16 protein-coding genes and 2 tRNA genes are annotated in these 14,245 nt (G+C 67.6%); 8 read left to right on the top strand and 10 right to left on the bottom strand.

Features of this window, described 5'->3' with window-relative positions:
• Window positions 1-576 (bottom strand): metallophosphoesterase family protein, encoded by a 576-nt coding sequence (locus U7230_RS11060; protein ID WP_324715898.1) that lies wholly within the window; start codon window positions 574-576, stop codon window positions 1-3.
• A gap of 99 nt (window positions 577-675) precedes the next feature.
• Here U7230_RS11060 and U7230_RS11055 point away from each other — a divergent pair, with 99 nt between their 5' ends.
• On the top strand, window positions 676-1,110 hold the full coding sequence (locus tag U7230_RS11055) for a type II toxin-antitoxin system VapC family toxin (RefSeq protein WP_324715897.1): 435 nt from the start codon (window positions 676-678) through the stop codon (window positions 1,108-1,110).
• Window positions 1,111-1,371: 261 nt separating this feature from the next.
• Here U7230_RS11055 and U7230_RS11050 read toward each other — a convergent pair whose 3' ends face one another.
• The gene (locus U7230_RS11050; RefSeq protein WP_324715896.1) at window positions 1,372-1,623 is read right to left on the bottom strand and encodes a hypothetical protein; all 252 of its coding nucleotides are present in this window, start codon (window positions 1,621-1,623) and stop codon (window positions 1,372-1,374) included.
• A gap of 232 nt (window positions 1,624-1,855) precedes the next feature.
• The gene (locus tag U7230_RS11045; RefSeq protein ID WP_324715895.1) at window positions 1,856-2,317 is read right to left on the bottom strand and encodes a type II toxin-antitoxin system VapC family toxin; all 462 of its coding nucleotides are present in this window, start codon (window positions 2,315-2,317) and stop codon (window positions 1,856-1,858) included.
• A gap of 249 nt (window positions 2,318-2,566) precedes the next feature.
• Here U7230_RS11045 and U7230_RS11040 point away from each other — a divergent pair, with 249 nt between their 5' ends.
• The 3 genes from U7230_RS11040 to U7230_RS15530 all read left to right on the top strand — a co-directional run bounded on the left by U7230_RS11040 (window position 2,567) and on the right by U7230_RS15530 (window position 4,953).
• Window positions 2,567-3,805, top strand: a complete 1,239-nt coding sequence (locus U7230_RS11040) for an IS256 family transposase (RefSeq protein ID WP_324715440.1) — start codon at window positions 2,567-2,569, stop codon at window positions 3,803-3,805.
• Window positions 3,806-4,492: 687 nt separating this feature from the next.
• The gene (locus tag U7230_RS11035; protein ID WP_324715894.1) at window positions 4,493-4,738 is read left to right on the top strand and encodes a type II toxin-antitoxin system HicB family antitoxin; all 246 of its coding nucleotides are present in this window, start codon (window positions 4,493-4,495) and stop codon (window positions 4,736-4,738) included.
• On the top strand, window positions 4,738-4,953 hold the full coding sequence (locus tag U7230_RS15530) for a type II toxin-antitoxin system HicA family toxin (protein WP_404980514.1): 216 nt from the start codon (window positions 4,738-4,740) through the stop codon (window positions 4,951-4,953). Before U7230_RS11035 ends, U7230_RS15530 begins: the two co-directional genes overlap by 1 nt.
• Before the next feature lie 448 nt (window positions 4,954-5,401).
• Here U7230_RS15530 and U7230_RS11030 read toward each other — a convergent pair whose 3' ends face one another.
• The 7 genes from U7230_RS11030 to U7230_RS11005 all read right to left on the bottom strand — a co-directional run bounded on the left by U7230_RS11030 (window position 5,402) and on the right by U7230_RS11005 (window position 11,409).
• Window positions 5,402-5,650, bottom strand: a complete 249-nt coding sequence (locus U7230_RS11030; RefSeq protein ID WP_324715893.1) for a DUF4926 domain-containing protein — start codon at window positions 5,648-5,650, stop codon at window positions 5,402-5,404.
• A gap of 28 nt (window positions 5,651-5,678) precedes the next feature.
• Complete coding sequence (locus U7230_RS15525; protein ID WP_404980513.1) at window positions 5,679-5,945, bottom strand: DUF6883 domain-containing protein; 267 nt, start codon at window positions 5,943-5,945, stop codon at window positions 5,679-5,681.
• Window positions 5,946-6,082: 137 nt separating this feature from the next.
• Window positions 6,083-6,159: transfer RNA gene (locus U7230_RS11025), tRNA-Glu, on the bottom strand.
• 106 nt (window positions 6,160-6,265) lie between these two features.
• Window positions 6,266-7,033: an HAD family hydrolase gene (locus U7230_RS11020; RefSeq protein WP_324715892.1), complete on the bottom strand. Its 768-nt coding sequence runs from the start codon at window positions 7,031-7,033 to the stop codon at window positions 6,266-6,268.
• On the bottom strand, window positions 7,020-8,087 hold the full coding sequence (locus tag U7230_RS11015) for a hypothetical protein (protein WP_324715891.1): 1,068 nt from the start codon (window positions 8,085-8,087) through the stop codon (window positions 7,020-7,022). The genes U7230_RS11020 and U7230_RS11015 overlap by 14 nt, the downstream gene beginning before the upstream one ends.
• Before the next feature lie 146 nt (window positions 8,088-8,233).
• A complete protein-coding gene (asnB, locus tag U7230_RS11010) occupies window positions 8,234-10,108 on the bottom strand; it encodes an asparagine synthase (glutamine-hydrolyzing) (protein ID WP_324715890.1) in 1,875 nt (624 codons plus the stop codon).
• Window positions 10,109-10,338: 230 nt separating this feature from the next.
• Window positions 10,339-11,409: a Glu/Leu/Phe/Val dehydrogenase dimerization domain-containing protein gene (locus U7230_RS11005; RefSeq protein WP_404980665.1), complete on the bottom strand. Its 1,071-nt coding sequence runs from the start codon at window positions 11,407-11,409 to the stop codon at window positions 10,339-10,341.
• A gap of 690 nt (window positions 11,410-12,099) precedes the next feature.
• On the opposite strand from U7230_RS11005, the gene U7230_RS11000 reads away from it, so the two are divergent.
• The 4 genes from U7230_RS11000 to U7230_RS10985 all read left to right on the top strand — a co-directional run bounded on the left by U7230_RS11000 (window position 12,100) and on the right by U7230_RS10985 (window position 14,210).
• Entirely contained in the window at window positions 12,100-12,246 is a 147-nt protein-coding gene (locus U7230_RS11000; RefSeq protein ID WP_324715888.1) for a zinc-ribbon domain-containing protein, read from the top strand.
• Between the two features lie 174 nt (window positions 12,247-12,420).
• A tRNA-Val gene (locus tag U7230_RS10995) sits at window positions 12,421-12,497 on the top strand.
• A gap of 312 nt (window positions 12,498-12,809) precedes the next feature.
• The gene (locus U7230_RS10990; protein ID WP_324715887.1) at window positions 12,810-13,289 is read left to right on the top strand and encodes a glycosyltransferase family 2 protein; all 480 of its coding nucleotides are present in this window, start codon (window positions 12,810-12,812) and stop codon (window positions 13,287-13,289) included.
• A gap of 258 nt (window positions 13,290-13,547) precedes the next feature.
• A complete protein-coding gene (locus U7230_RS10985; RefSeq protein ID WP_324715886.1) occupies window positions 13,548-14,210 on the top strand; it encodes a hypothetical protein in 663 nt (220 codons plus the stop codon).
• Window positions 14,211-14,245 lie beyond the last annotated feature (35 nt).

Below are 14,245 nucleotides of genomic sequence, written 5' to 3'. Positions count from 1 at the left end.
TCAACCGTGCTGGAAGCTGACGACCATGCCCGCCTCGAGGGAGCGGAAGTCCACGCGCAGCCTGCGCCCCGGGCCGAGCGTCGCGACCGCGTAGGCCCCCGGGGCAGCGCCGCTTTCGTGCCAGCGTTCGAGGAAAGAGGGTACCGACACGTAGGGGATGGTGTTGACGAGGCGGACACTTCCCCAGTGCACGTGCCCGGTGAAGACGGCCACCACCCGGGCGCTGCGTTCGATGACGGATCGCAGGGCTTCCCGCTCGCGGGTGAAGGCCCAGCTCGGGAAGGGGGCGAACAGCGGGTTGCCTTCAATGCTGTGATCGTCGAGAGGATGGTGTGCGAGGACGACCACAGGCCCTGTCGATTCGTCAAGGAGCCGTTCGAACGCCCGGAGCTGCTCCGTCGACACCGACCCGCCGACACCGCCCAGCGCGGGGTCGCTGGTGTTCAGCACGAGGAAGGTCACATCGCCCAGCTTGACGGCCCCGGGCCCGCGCGCCGGGGCGACGGCCTTCGTTTCCGCCACCGGGTTTTCCGGCGGGCCATCCGGCACGTCGTGGTTGCCCCGCACGTGCAGCACCGGGGCCGTCGCCGAGGTGGTCGCAGAGCTCCGCGCGTTTCGAAAAGGCAGGCGCCTTGGGGACCTGTCCCTGCGCGAGCTCATCGAGGTGGGGCGCAAATGATGAGCAGCCGCCTGGTCATCGACGCGTCCGTGGCCTTGAGCTGGGCCTTCGAGGACGAGGCGGACGTCCTGTCGGATCGGGTGCTCGATGCGCTCGTGGATGGGGTGGTGGTGGTGCCGGCCGTGTGGCCCGTGGAGGTCTCTAACGGTCTCGTTACCGCCCAGCGACGCGGCCGGATCACGCCGGCAGAGACCGCCCGATTTCTTTCGTTGATCGGTCGGTTGCCGGTACAGGTAGAGTCCTTTGAGCTTGGTTCGATGGGCTCGCTCGTCGACGCGGCTCGCGAGTACAACCTCTCGGCGTACGACGCGAGTTACCTGGCACTCGCGATGTCGCTGGGGGCTCCGCTGGCGACTCAGGATGCGGCACTGCAGGAGGCGGCGACGGCGGCCGGTGTAGAGCTATTCGCCGGCGAGGGAACCCGTAGCTAAACGGAAGGTGCGCGGACCCGGCCATCCTCAAGTCCTCATGAGGACAACATCTGGCGCACCGTCTCGGGTACCGGCGCCACCGGCTGGCCGCGCAGGGACCGGCGGACCAGCTCGAAGGTGGCCTCGGGCAGCTGGGAGAGGTTGGCCAGGGTCCGATGCTTGACTGTGCGCCCACGGCTGCTCTCGGCGGACGGAGAGTAGCCGTTTCCTGCGCACCACCTCGACGAGCTCGGCAACGGATGCCAGTTGGTGCTAAGGGCGTCACGACAACCGGACGGCAACCTTGTGCAGTAGGCAGCGAATCAGAGTCGTGTACGGGATCTTCTCCCGTTCCGCCAAGCGCCTAAAGCGCTGGACGTCCTCCTTGGGCAGCTGCACGCTGACGTGCACAAGCTCCCGAGCCGGGACGTCTCGGACCTCCTCGATCTCGGCCAGGTCCATGGAATCCACCTCGTCGAAGAAACGAGCCAGTTGCTCGATGTCATCCGTATCGGGCGGATAGAGCTTTTCCATGCCCTCAGGCCTCCTCCACCTCGTCGGGTATCAGGCTGTGCCGGGCGCTATGGGCTACGCGGCACGCTGGTTGCCAGGGGAGAAGTCGTTGTCGTTCGGGAGCACCTCGGGGTACAGATCACGGAAATCGTCCGCACACAACGCTCGCACAGCCCAGGGTGGCGGAGCGCAAACAAGATGACGGCAAACGGCCCATTTCGGCGCCCATGATGCGTCAATGACTGCCGGAGCATCACGTCTCAGTTGGCGGGGACAGTATCGGCAGGAGCTGTTCGGGAGTCACTACCATGATTCCGGCTATCCCCTCGAAAGCCGCACGGTCATAGCTGCACACCGTGTTGACCCGGTGGGCTCGCATCTGCGCGGCAAGGAACAAATCGAAAACGTGTTGCCCCGCCGCCCTCCGCTCAGATACGAGTCGGCCCAAAGCATCCAGGGCGCCCGAGGTGACCTCCAGCACCGGAAGGGCCGCCCGCAGCCCGGCCACCTCCTTCCATGCCGCCTCCGGATCCAAAGGATGCTCGACCCGCCGGGCGCTGGTAACCACCGCGTAGAACTCCACCAGCACCTGGGGAACCAGCATGGCCGGGAGCCGATGGCCCAAGGCGGCGTCAAGGATAGCGCGGCTTGCCGAGTGTTGCGGGGCGTCCACGTTGACGGCGTAGACCAGCACATTCGTATCGAGGAGGATCACCGTTCCAGACGCTCCGCGTAGAGGTCATCTCTGCTATAGTCCCTGGTAGTGGTGTAAATTCCTCCGGATCGATCGGGCACGCGTGATCAACAGGAGGATCGCGCGAGGCTTCCCGAGGCGGAGGCCGTAGGCCGGAGCCTCGGGAAGGGGTCGGGCGGAGGGCTGGAGGACCTTGACAAAAACGGTCACCAGCGGGTTCCCTACGAGGTGACAGACAGCACCGTCACAACGAAGGGAGCATCGCCGCCGGTGACCGATCTCAGCATCGCACTCTTGGACCTGCTGCGCAAGTACCAGGACGACCCCCAGCTCGACGCCCTGCGGGAGGGGGTCCGCCTGCTGGCCCAGGCCCTTATGGAGCTGGAGGTGAGCCAGCAGGTGGGGGCGGGGCGCTACGAACGCTCGCCCCAGCGCAAGACCCAGCGGAACGGCTACCGGGACCGCGAGTGGGACACCCGGGTCGGGACGATCCCCCTGCGCATCCCCAAGCTGCGGGAAGGCAGCTACTTCCCGTCGCTTCTGGAGCCCCGCCGGCGGGCCGAAAAGGCGCTGCTTTCGGTGGTCCAGGAGGCCTACGTCGAAGGGGTGAGCACCCAGAAAGTGGACGAGCTGGTCAAAGCCCTGGGGATGGAGGGGATCAGCCGAAGCCAGGTCTCCCGGCTGTGCCAGGAACTCGATGACCACCTCACCCGTTTCCGGGAGCGGGAGCTGACCGGCGAGTACCCGTACGTCTGGCTGGACGCCAAGGCCGTCAAGGTCCGCCAGGACGGCCGGGTGGTCAACATGGCTGCGGTGGTGGCCATCGGGGTGCGGGAGACGGGGGAGCGGGAGGTCCTGGGGTATGCCATCGGCCAGGCCGAAAGCTACGAGTTTTGGAGCGAGTTTTTGCGGCACCTGGTGCACCGGGGCCTCAAGGGGGTGCAGCTGGTCATCTCGGATGCCCACGAAGGCCTGAAGCGGGCCATTGCGGAGATCCTGGCCGGGGCCAGCTGGCAACGGTGCCGGGTGCACTTTATGCGCAACCTCCTGGCCCAGGTGCCCAAGCAGGCCCAGGCCATGGTGGCGGCGTTGGTGCGCACCATCTTCGTGCAGCCCGATGCGGCGCTGGCCCGGGAACAGCTGGAAAAGGTGGCCGAGAGCCTGAGGCGGCGCTTTCCCCAAGCGGCCGAGCGGCTGCTGGAGGCGGCCGAGGACGTACTGACCTACATGGCCTTTCCGCCCGAGCATTGGCGGCAGATTTACTCGACCAATCCCTTGGAGCGCCTGAACCGGGAGATCGGGCGGCGCACGGACGTCGTGGGCATCTTCCCCAACCCGGAGGCTGCGCTGCGCTTGATCGGGGCGGTGCTGCAGGAGCAGCACGAAGAGTGGATGGCGTCCCGGCGCTACTTCAGCCAGGAGTCCATGGCCAAGCTCTATGCTGCCCGGCAAAGAACGACAGGGGGTGAAAGCGAGGGAATGCCGCAGCTGCCTGACATCGCGGCGTAACGGGTGACGTTCAAGTGGGAACCCAATTTACACCACTTGCGGGGACGCTATCTCATCTCTGGTAAATGCCTTCACCTGGCCTAGATGGAACAGGCCCACAGACGGAGTAAAGCTTGTCAGACTACTTGGATAGCGGGTTGGCTCATGAACCCTTCACCTTGCGGGTCGTGCTGGCGGAGTAGCTAGACCATCGCGTCACCCTTGGTCCCGGGTCGCTGGCCCTCCCGGTCGAGCCGGGGGCCCTGCTGGCAGAGGCTCGGGCGTGGTGCTGGGCTGCACATTGCCTGGTGCCGGACGAAACGGCAGCGTCGAGGAACGTCGAGCTTTCATCCGTGGCTTTGCACGGAAGCTTACCCTGGAGCCTAACTCACGGCGGGCGGTGGCAGACTTTCTCCCCCACACGGCCTCGCCGTACCACCCGCAGGCCACGGTCCTCCGGCATCAAGGGAAGGACTGCGTAGCCGAAATGGTCGCACCAAGGGGATTCGTCATAGACGCGACGCCCGGTTCAGCGGGGACGAACCTGTCTGCGCGGAGCTTATCATGCCAGCTCACGACCGTAGGACGGCCCGCGGCCCCCGAAATTGGCCCGAGGTCGCTCGGATTCCCTGAGACTTCCAGGACGTCCTTTGCCGGCTTAATGGGAGCATGTTATGATGACGGCCGAGGAGAGGCGGGGGCAACATCATGGCCGAGGTACTGATACGCCTTCGAGTAGAGAAGCTACCGGAAGGTGTGTTTCTGGCCACGAGCGACGACGTTCCGGGCCTCGTGGCGCAGGGGCGTACGGTCGCGGAAGCGGTCGAGATCGCCCAGGACATAGCCCGAAAGATTGTGGAGTCCTACCGAGAGCACGGGGAACTCCTTCCCCCTGCCCTTCAGAAGGTCTTCTCCGGGCGCGGTGAGGTTGTTACCCCTATTGCCGTCGACTGATGGGTGTACTGGCGGGCCTTCGATATCGGGACGTAGTTCAGAAGCTGCGCGCTGCCGGTTTTGAGTTCGACCGGATGGCGAAAGGCAGCCATGAGATCTGGCGAAACCCCTCGACCAAACGCCGCACGACCGTGCCGCACCATCCCGGAGAGCTTCCTGAAGGTACAGTGCGGGCCATCATTCGAGAAGCTGGCCTGACGGTGGAGGAGTTCTAGCACGACAGGGGGTTCGCGCCGGCTCACGGCGAGCGTGCACGGCCAAGCCCCGAGGCGCGTCACGCCCCCTCCTCGTCGATCCGGGGGACAGCACTGCAAGACGCGATTCTCGCCCGAGCGCCAAGAGGGAATTGCCCCCAGGCCCCCGTCAATACAGCCCAGAGGCCTGGAGAGTAACTGGAAGCAAGTGGGAGCGCCTAGGGGATTCGTCGTCGACGCGATGCCGCACCCCAGGGGCCGGCCGCGGTCGAAGGCGGCTGGCGCAGGGTGAAGGGTGATTACGGCTGCTGCGCCTTTTCCCCCGCAGGCGTTCAAGGATCCAAACTCGGGCCAGCGTGCCAGCCCCGAGGCCATAGCGGGCGGTAGCGCGGCGCAGTGCCTCCACGTCCTGCTGAGCTAGACGTACCGGGGGCCCAGCGGAGTGCTAAGGGTGCAACAAATGCTGTGGTCAATAACCCCCTCCTTGAGGGGATAACGACAACGGGCGGGCATGCAGGATTTCCGAGCGATCCATGGGACGAATCGAGTCGGTTTTCAGCGTGAGCAGCGCCACAGTGCGGCCATCCGCCGCTACGAACTCGACTTCTGCCGCCTCGCCACTATGATAGACGTGCACGACGGTGCCAACGTCGCCCCGGAGTAACCCATGCTCCAGTAGGTCTTTGGTTAGGACGACCATCTCCAGCTCGCGGACCATGTCTCAGGTGTCCCCCCCCCTTTCCACATTACTTTGGGTACGCCGTTACAAATCGGGGGCGCGGGTCGTCAGGCTCGACGACCCATACCGTAATCACCGAAGCTACTCTCCCGGTCGGCCCCGTGAGAATCCCGTCGACGATGTACTTCGTGCCGTAGGGCGAATCGACCGCTGTGACGAGTTGGCCACGTCGCGCGATCTCCAGGATAGCCGCGGTCAGTTTGCGCTCCGTCTCTCTCGTGAACCCGGGCGCGCGAAAAACGCTGGTTTCGCGCGGCGAACGCCGCGCCTTCATTCGTGGCTTTGTGCGCAGGCCGACACTGGAGCCCGACTCGCGGCGAGTGATCGCGGAGTTCCTGGCCGATGTCCGCTGGCCGTACCATCCCCTGGCAGCGGTGTTCCGGGAGAAAGAAGGAAGCTACGTCGCCGAGCTGGTAGCGCCAACGGGATTCGAACCCGTGTTTCTGCCTTGAAAGGGCAGCGTCCTGGGCCGCCTAGACGATGGCGCCACGACGAAAAGGGCCAGCGCGCCCGCTGGCACCAGCCTCATGATAAGGGCATCCTCGGTAGCTGTCAAACGGCGGTACGGCAGCACCCGAGGGCGCCGGCTCCACCTCATCCGGCCTGCCGGGGCCCCCGGTGGGCCACGATGGCGGCAGCGAGCTCTCCCAGGTCGTGAATCCTGGCCACGTCGCACCGGGCGTACAGCCCCATGGGGTCCATCAGCACCGCCTCGATGCCCGCTGACCGAGCTCCCGCCACGTCGATCGCGCAGATGTCCCCGACGTGGATGGCCTCGTCTGGCGCCACCCCGGCTCGCTCTAGCGCGATGCGGAAGATGGCCGGGTCGGGCTTCTCGACCCCGACTCGGTGAGAGTCCACCACGAAGTCCAACCACCGGCGCAGCTCCGCCTGCTCCAGGAAGGCTTCGACCCGCCCGTCGGCGTTGGACACCACGCCCAGGCGGAGCCCCGCACCGCGCAGCTGCTGCAGCGCCTCGGCCGTGCCCTCCCGCACGACGAGCCACATCACCCCGGCGTGCTCGGCTTCTGCGATACGGGGCAGCACGCGCTGGCGCACCTCGGGCGGCACACCCGCCGCCTCCATCGCCACCCCGAAGTAGCCCTCCGGCATGCTGGGCCTGCGGCGTTGCACGAGCGCGTCGACGGCCGCCTTTGCCACGTACTCGGCCTGGACGAGCTGCCGGGCCGTCACCTGGACGCCCTCGTGGCGGCACCATGCGGCTACACGTTCCCAGTCGGGGTAAATCAGCGTGTTGCCGGCGTCCAGCAGCACCACCCGCAGATGCGGCGCGACTCGCTGGCACAACGCGTCGAGCCTTGCGTCGCGCTCGCTCCTGGGAGCCTGTTCAGTGGCTTCCATGCGCCGACCATGCCCTCCTCAGCAGGTCCCGGAGTCTCCGCAGCCCGGACCCGTTTGCATGGGCCTCCCGCTGTATCCCTTCGACGCGGCGCTGCCCGGCATTGGCCAGGGCGATGGCCCCCAGCACGGCGGCCCCGGCCACCAGCCGCACGGGCAGGAGCACGTGCGGGCCCACCCCTACCACGCTGAAGGTGAACGGATCTTCCAGCAGCGAGTGGCACGCCCCGAGGAACAGGAAGATCCTCCACGCCTGCCGGGCATCGAGCCGCCGGCGGTTCATGCGATCGACGATGACACCGGCGCCGTAGACGAGCCCCAGGAAGAGACCCGCCAGTATGGCGAACGCCGCATCCCCCGACAACCCCAGACGCCCCATGCTCGGAGCCAGGCCGGTAGCCCAGCGGTCGAGGATTCCGCGCCGCTCCAACCACTCCATCGCCAGCGTGAGAGGCGCCAGCACCAGCACGAGCAGCCCCACCGTGCGGAGCAGGCCCGCGGCGGCGTTCACCCAGGCCACCGTGGCAGGGCCCAGAGCCGCCATCGCGGTCCAGGTGCCGCCCGCCGGCACGATGCCTGGCGCGGCGGCTCCGGCGGAGCCCGCGGCTGCCACGGGGGCACCGTCAGGCCGCCCCACCGCCAGGAGGGGCAGCAGCAGCGGAGAAGCTGCCGCGGCCGCTACCCCCATGCCAATGCGTGCCGCGGCGAGCTTCCAGGGGTTGACCCCGCATCGAGCGGCCACGGAGACCTCGATGGGCAGCGCGTGTGCGAAGTTGAGGAAGAGTACGACCGGCAGCGCATGCTGGGGGCTCAGCCCTACCGAGGCCATCGAACCGATGGCGCCGTAAAGGGCCGTCAATAGCCCTATCACCAGGGGCAGCACGGCCTCGGGGACGATGCCCACGCTCCCGAGCGGGCCCCGCAGCCTCTCGCTGAACGGCACGAGCCATCCGGAAGCCTGAAGCAGCCCCACGGCCGCGTACACGGGCACCAGCACCTTGAGCAGCAGCCACAGCGTGCCCGCGAAGCGCCGCAGCCACCCCTCGACAAACGCCAATCCCGGCCACCCCTCCCGAGACCCCGGCCCTCCCGCCGACCTCCGGCGCCATGGGGGCGACGGGGTACGCCGCGAGCAATTCGAGGCACAGGAGGGCGCACCTGCCGCGCCCTGCACCGCGGCCGAGTCGACTCACGGGGGCCGCGTCAGGCGCGCACGCGCACGTGATAGTCACGAAGCCACGTGTCGACCTGCGCCAGGTAGGCGAGCAGCTGCGGCCCGCTCATCAGTTGGCCGAACCACGGCAGGTGCACCGATCCGGCTTCCTCGACGGCGAAGCGCCGCACGAGCTCCCGGTCGACGAACGGCCGCAGCGGCGACGACGGGTCGTCCAGGAGCCCCAGCACCCAGTCGCGCACGGCCTCGAGGTAGGCCGGGTCGTAGGTCTTGGGGTAAGGGCTCTTGCGGCGCGCCACCACGTCGTCCGGCAGCACGCCCTTGAGCGCCAGCCGCAGGATGCCTTTCTCCCGGCCCTCGTGCATCTTCATGCGCCACGGGATGTTCCAGACGTACTCGACGAGGCGATGGTCGCAGTACGGCACCCGCACCTCCAGACCCACCGCCATGCTCATGCGGTCCTTGCGGTCGAGCAGCGTCGGCATGAACCTGGTCAGGCTCAAGTACGCGATCTCGCGCAGGCGCGCCTCCTCGGGGCTCTCGCCCTCGAGCCGCGGCACCTCGTCGAGGGCCTCGTGGTAGCGGCGGCGCAGGTACTGCTCCGGCTGCACGGTGGCGACCAGGTCCCGGGAAAACAGCCGCACCCGGCCTGCCAGCCATCTCGCCCAGGGGAACGTGTCCGCCCTCAGGTCCTCTTCCCGCCAGAACCACGGATACCCGCCGAACACCTCGTCCGCGCACTCGCCTGACAGCGCCACGGTGCTCTCCTGCTTGATGGCCCGGCTGAACAGGAGCAGCGACGAGTCGACGTCGGCCATGCCGGGGAGGTCCCGGGCGCGCACCGCCCATCGCAGCGCCTCGGCCAGCTCCGGCGTGTCGATGACCACGCGACGGTGGTCGGTCCCCAGGAACTCGGAAACTCTGTGCACCCACGGCCCGTCCGAGTGAGGCTGGAACTCGCTCGGCCGGAAGTGCTGCTCGTTGCCCCGGTAATCGATGGAATAGGTGCGAATGGGAGGCATGCCCCTGCGGCGAAACTCGGCCTGGGCAAACGCGGTCACCGCGCTGGAGTCGATGCCTCCGGAGAGCAGGGTGCATACGGGGACGTCGGCGACGAGCTGCCGGGAGACGCTGTCCTCGACGAGGGAGCGCACCCGCTCGGCGGTCGTGGGGAGGTCGTCCTCGTGCGGCCGGCTTTCGAGCGACCAGTACCGGGACATCCGGATGCGGCCTCTCGGGGGCGTCCCGGCGGACGGATCCCGCTCGAAGATCATCCACCATCCGGGCTCGAGCTCTCGCACTCCCCGGAACACGCCATGCCCGGGAGTGCGCGCCGGCCCCATCACGAACACTTCGGCAAGCCCTTCGGCATCCACTTCCGGCGGCACGAGGGGGTGCGCCAGCAGCGCTTTCAACTCCGAGCCGAACAGCAGCCCGCCGTCGCGCTCGGCGTAGAAGAAGGGCTTGACTCCGAGGCGATCCCGGGCGGCGAAGAGCCACTGCTTTTCCTCGTCCCAGATGCCGAACGCGAAGATGCCGTTGAAGCGTTCCACGCACCGGGGGCCCCACTCCACGTAGGCGAGCAGCAACACCTCGGTGTCGGAGCGGCCCTCGAACCGGTGGCCCCGTGCGAACAGTTCGTGGCGGAGCTCCTCGGTGTTGTACAGCTCTCCATTGTACACCAGCACGAAGCGATACGGTCCCCGGGAACGGACCATGGGCTGGTGCCCGCCCGCCGGATCGACGACCACCAGCCGCCGGTGGCTGAACGCGGCATGCGGGGAGATCCAGTTGCCTCGTTCGTCGGGCCCCCGGCACGCCAGCGTGCTGCCCATCACCTCCACCGTGGGCATCTCGTGGGTCAGGTCTCGTCGCCAGTCGACCCAGCCGGCAATCCCGCACATGGCCGTCCCGTCCTCGAAGCGTGGGGTGTCGGCCGGATGGCTTCTCGAGCGCACTTGCCGGCCGCAGACCCATGCTACGCAGGACCCGGGGCCGGGGTGTGAGCCAGGCCCGACCGCCTCCACGCGGGCAAGGGCGGTACGGGCATCGGGTGCCCGCGCGCCGGAGCAGGGGGCTGCCCCCGGCTCCGGCTTGACCGCATCTCGGGCCGGAACGATGGGGCCCGGCCGGCTCAGCGCCGGGAGTGGGCCTTGAGAGCCGCCCGGGCGTCTTGCACCCGCTGCCAGGCGATCTCGTCGGCGGCGCGGTAGGTCGGGATATTGCGGCGCCGGGAGAGCTCGATCACCTCGAGCACCCGGTCGAAGATGCGTTCTACCTTGGCTCTGGCGCGCTCGGCGCTGTACCCTTCGGGGGTGAGTTCCTCGGCGACGTTGATGACCCCGCCGCCGTTGATGACGTAGTCCGGGGCGTAGATGACCCCGCGCTGCTGGAGGATGTCGCCGTGACGGGGTTCGGCGAGCTGGTTGTTGGCGGCGCCGGCGATGATCGGCGCCTTGATGCGGGGGATGGTGTCGTCGTTGATGGCCCCGCCGAGCGCGCACGGCGAGAAGACGTCGCACGGCACGTCGAAGATGGCGTCAGGCTCGACGGAGTCGACGCCTAGCTGCTCGACGGCCCTCAGGATCTTCTCCGGGCGGATGTCGGTCACGGTGACCCGAGCGCCGGCCTGCACGAGGTGACGGGCCAGATGGAAACCGACGCTGCCGACCCCCTGGATGGCGACCCGGCGCCCATCGAGGTCGGAAGAGCCCCAAAGCGCCTGGGCGCAAGCCTGGATGCCTCGGAAGACCCCGAGCGCGGTGAACGGGGACGGGTCGCCGCTCGTCTGCGGGAGGCCTGCTACGTAAGCGGTTGCATTTCTCATCATGACCATGTCCTGGGCGTTGGTGCCGACGTCCTCTGCCGTGATGTAGCGACCCTGGAGCCGCTCGACCGCCTCGCCGGCCGCCTCGAAGAGGTCCGAGGTCTTGTCGGTACGGGGGTCGCCGATGATCACCGATTTGCCCCCGCCCAGGCGGAGCCCGTGGATAGAGTTTTTGTACGTCATGGCCCGGGAGAGGCGGAGCACGTCCTCCAGCGCCTCCTCCTCGGTGCGGTACGGCCACATGCGGCAGCCTCCCAGGGCCGGGCCCAGGGTGGTGTCGTGGACGGCGATGATCATCCGCAAGCGGCGGGGTGGGTCATGGGCGAAGACGACCTGCTCGTGGGGCCCCAGACGGGCTATCGACTCGAAGACCGTCATGCTGCGCATCACGCCTTTCCCGGCCGCGCCTTGCGGCCATCCTTGGGCGTCCCAGCGGCCGGCGGGACGGTGCAGGCCGCGTCCCACCCTCGGCTCTCGCCTCCGCGCCGGGAGCCGCTGTGTACGGCCGTGTACGTTGTATGCATCGGCCGCCCACGACACTCATTCGAGATGGGCATACCGGTTCCTGTAGCACTTCGGCTCCGGGAAAGAAAGGGCAGCTCGTCCGCGGGTTCAACAGTCCTGTAACTCAACGTTCACGGGGCGTTAACGCAGCCGAGGCACGCTGTGAACGGATTCACGGACCTGCGGGGGATGATCCGGCTTGCGGTCGTCCACGCTGCGTGACGGGTTGTGGAGGCTGGCCGTGCTGGTCGGGGCCTACCTGGTGCTTTGGGTCCTCCGCAACCTGGGCATCGTGACGGGCCGCTGAGAGCGTAGCGGCTTCCCGATCCTCGAGCTGGAGCCTCACAAACGGCCCGCAGGCAGGGGTAGCCGGGCCTCTGTCGCCTGCCGGCACTCGATGACTCGCCAGGACATCCGGTTGACGGTTGGGCCGCAGTGTTTACATTTCCTTTACGGATCCGCTCTTTACAGTTCGCGGGAGGGGTGTCTATATAGAGCAGGCGGGACGAAAACGACACGGGTGGGACACAGACCGACCCGCCCACAGGAGAGGGGAGCGCAAAGATGGTTTGCAAGGACTGCGGCACGCAGAACTACGCGGGGAGCCTGTACTGCAAGAAGTGCGGTGCAGACCTCAACAAGAAGACGGCCCCGTCGTCGCCGGTGCTGCGCAAGGGTCTCATCCAGCTGCTGCTGGGCTCGCTGCGGTAAGCCGCCGGCCCGGCCGGAGCCCCCGAGAGGCCGGGGGTCGCTCCGGTAACCACCCGATACGGCCTGCGAGGCTGTCTGCCTTGACACTCGGCCCGGCGCCCGGTAGAGTAGGAGACGCCGGGCCGGCGGAGCCGGCGGGCCCAAGCCCCGAGCGCCGGTGCACCGCAAGAGCGTGGGCAGGTAGCTCAGCCGGTTAGAGCGCTACGCTCACATCGTAGAGGTCAGGGGTTCGAGTCCCTTCCTGCCCACCATCGAAAAAGCCCGTCACGGCTGGATTCGTGAGCGGGCGTTTTTGTTGGGCTCACATGGTCAGGGCTCCTCGCACAGCCTAATTACAGCCTGACTCCCGAGGTTCGCCGCGTCGAGTACGTCAAACAGGGCAAGACGGGCTCGCTAGTAGGCCTGCTGCTCTTGCTCGTGTGGACGGCGGCCGGCGTGAATACCCTCCGGGAACGGCGAATGCTCCGGTTTCTCGGCGACCTACCTGCGGAGCTGCCCGCCAGCCCTCCTACAGTCACGATGATCTTCGCCGCCCGTAACGAGGGGCCGGAGGTTGCAGAGGCATGCCGGTCCATGGCCGAGCAACGGTACCCGCAGCTCAACGTGGTCGCGGTGAACGACGATCGGACGATGACACGGGTATCTACCTGAATCGCGTGGCCGCCGCACACCGAAATGCGAGAGTTCTGGAGGTACAGGCGCTTCCGCCGGGATGGCTGGGAAAGACACATGCCCTCGCCATGGGCGCGGAGATGGCGGACGGGGATTGGCTCTTGTTCACCGACGCCGACGTGCACTTCGCTCCCGATGCCGTGGCCCGCGCCGTCGGCTACGCCGAATCGGAGGGCCTCGACCACCTCGCCGTGGCGCCGCGCTTAAGTGCCAGGGGCCTTTGGCTGCAGGCAGTCATGGCCTCTTTCTCCGCCCTAATGGCCCTGCTGTACTCTCGCGAGCGCATCCGCTCCGGGAAGATGGCCGCCGGGCGGGGTCGGCGCGTTCAACCTGATGCGCCGAGAAGTGTACCGGAAGGCCGGTGGGCATGAGGCCATCCGGCTTTGCATCGACGCCGCCATCAAGCTCGGAGCCGTTCTCAGGGCAGCCGGGGGCCGGCAGGACCTCCTGCCCTCCGGAGGACTGGTCGTTCTTTACCCAGGTGGCCGGCCCGGTGGTTCGGTTCCGCCGTTACGTGGTTTTCTCCAGGCCGTAACGTGTTTCTTACGTTCCTTTCGCGTCCCGATAGACAATGCCGCGCCGCCATAAGCACAGAGAGACCGTGTGGTCATGCGGGGGAGGGCCTCGGCTTGGGAACGTCGGGGGAGCCAGCGCCCGTCACGTGGCTGCACACGGGAGCGGGGGAGAGCGAAAGCCCCGTGGCGGACGAGAGCTTTGAGTGGGCAGTCACCCGCAGCCTGGCGGCTGTGCGTGAGAGCCTGGAAGGTATGGCCAGCGTGCGCGACGCGGTGGGTCGCGTGCGCGCGTCGCTTCGCAAGGCGTTTGGCCAGCAAGGAGCAGCTCTCATCCTGGCAGAGTGGGCTCGCCGGCTGGAGCGCCAGGCGGGCTTGACCTCGTCAGACCGCAGGGCGGACCAGCGGCTTGTCTCCCTGTACCGCGGCGAACGCCGCAAGAGCCTTTGGGTGCGCCGTATGGGCGACGCGGCCATGGAGATCGTAGGCGCCGCGCTGCCGTTTCCTCCTGGGGGGACGATGCTGGCCCTGGCAGGAGAGGCCGTGGCTACGATTTCGACCGCCATTTACTCATGGATGGAGCAACCAGGCCGGCCCGGGGCGCCGTCCGTCGAAGCTGCCCTGCCTGGGGGATGGGCGTCCACGGACGAAGGCTGGCGGAGGTGGGCCGAAGCGACCTTGTTGGAGGCAGTCGAAGCGTACCTGGCAAGCCGTGAGATCGCGCGCTATCGAACGGACCCCCGCTTTGGCCCGGCGGTACGGACGGCGGCTACGCTCTAACCTGCTGGCGCCGTCCAGAAGCCGGGCCTCTCGTC

This window comes from Limnochorda sp. L945t, from assembly GCF_035593305.1.
GTDB classification, from domain to species: domain Bacteria; phylum Bacillota; class Limnochordia; order Limnochordales; family Geochordaceae; genus Carboxydichorda; species Carboxydichorda subterranea.
The sequence above is the reverse complement of the archived record's forward strand: the minus strand, read 5'-3'. Positions and strand labels throughout refer to the sequence as shown.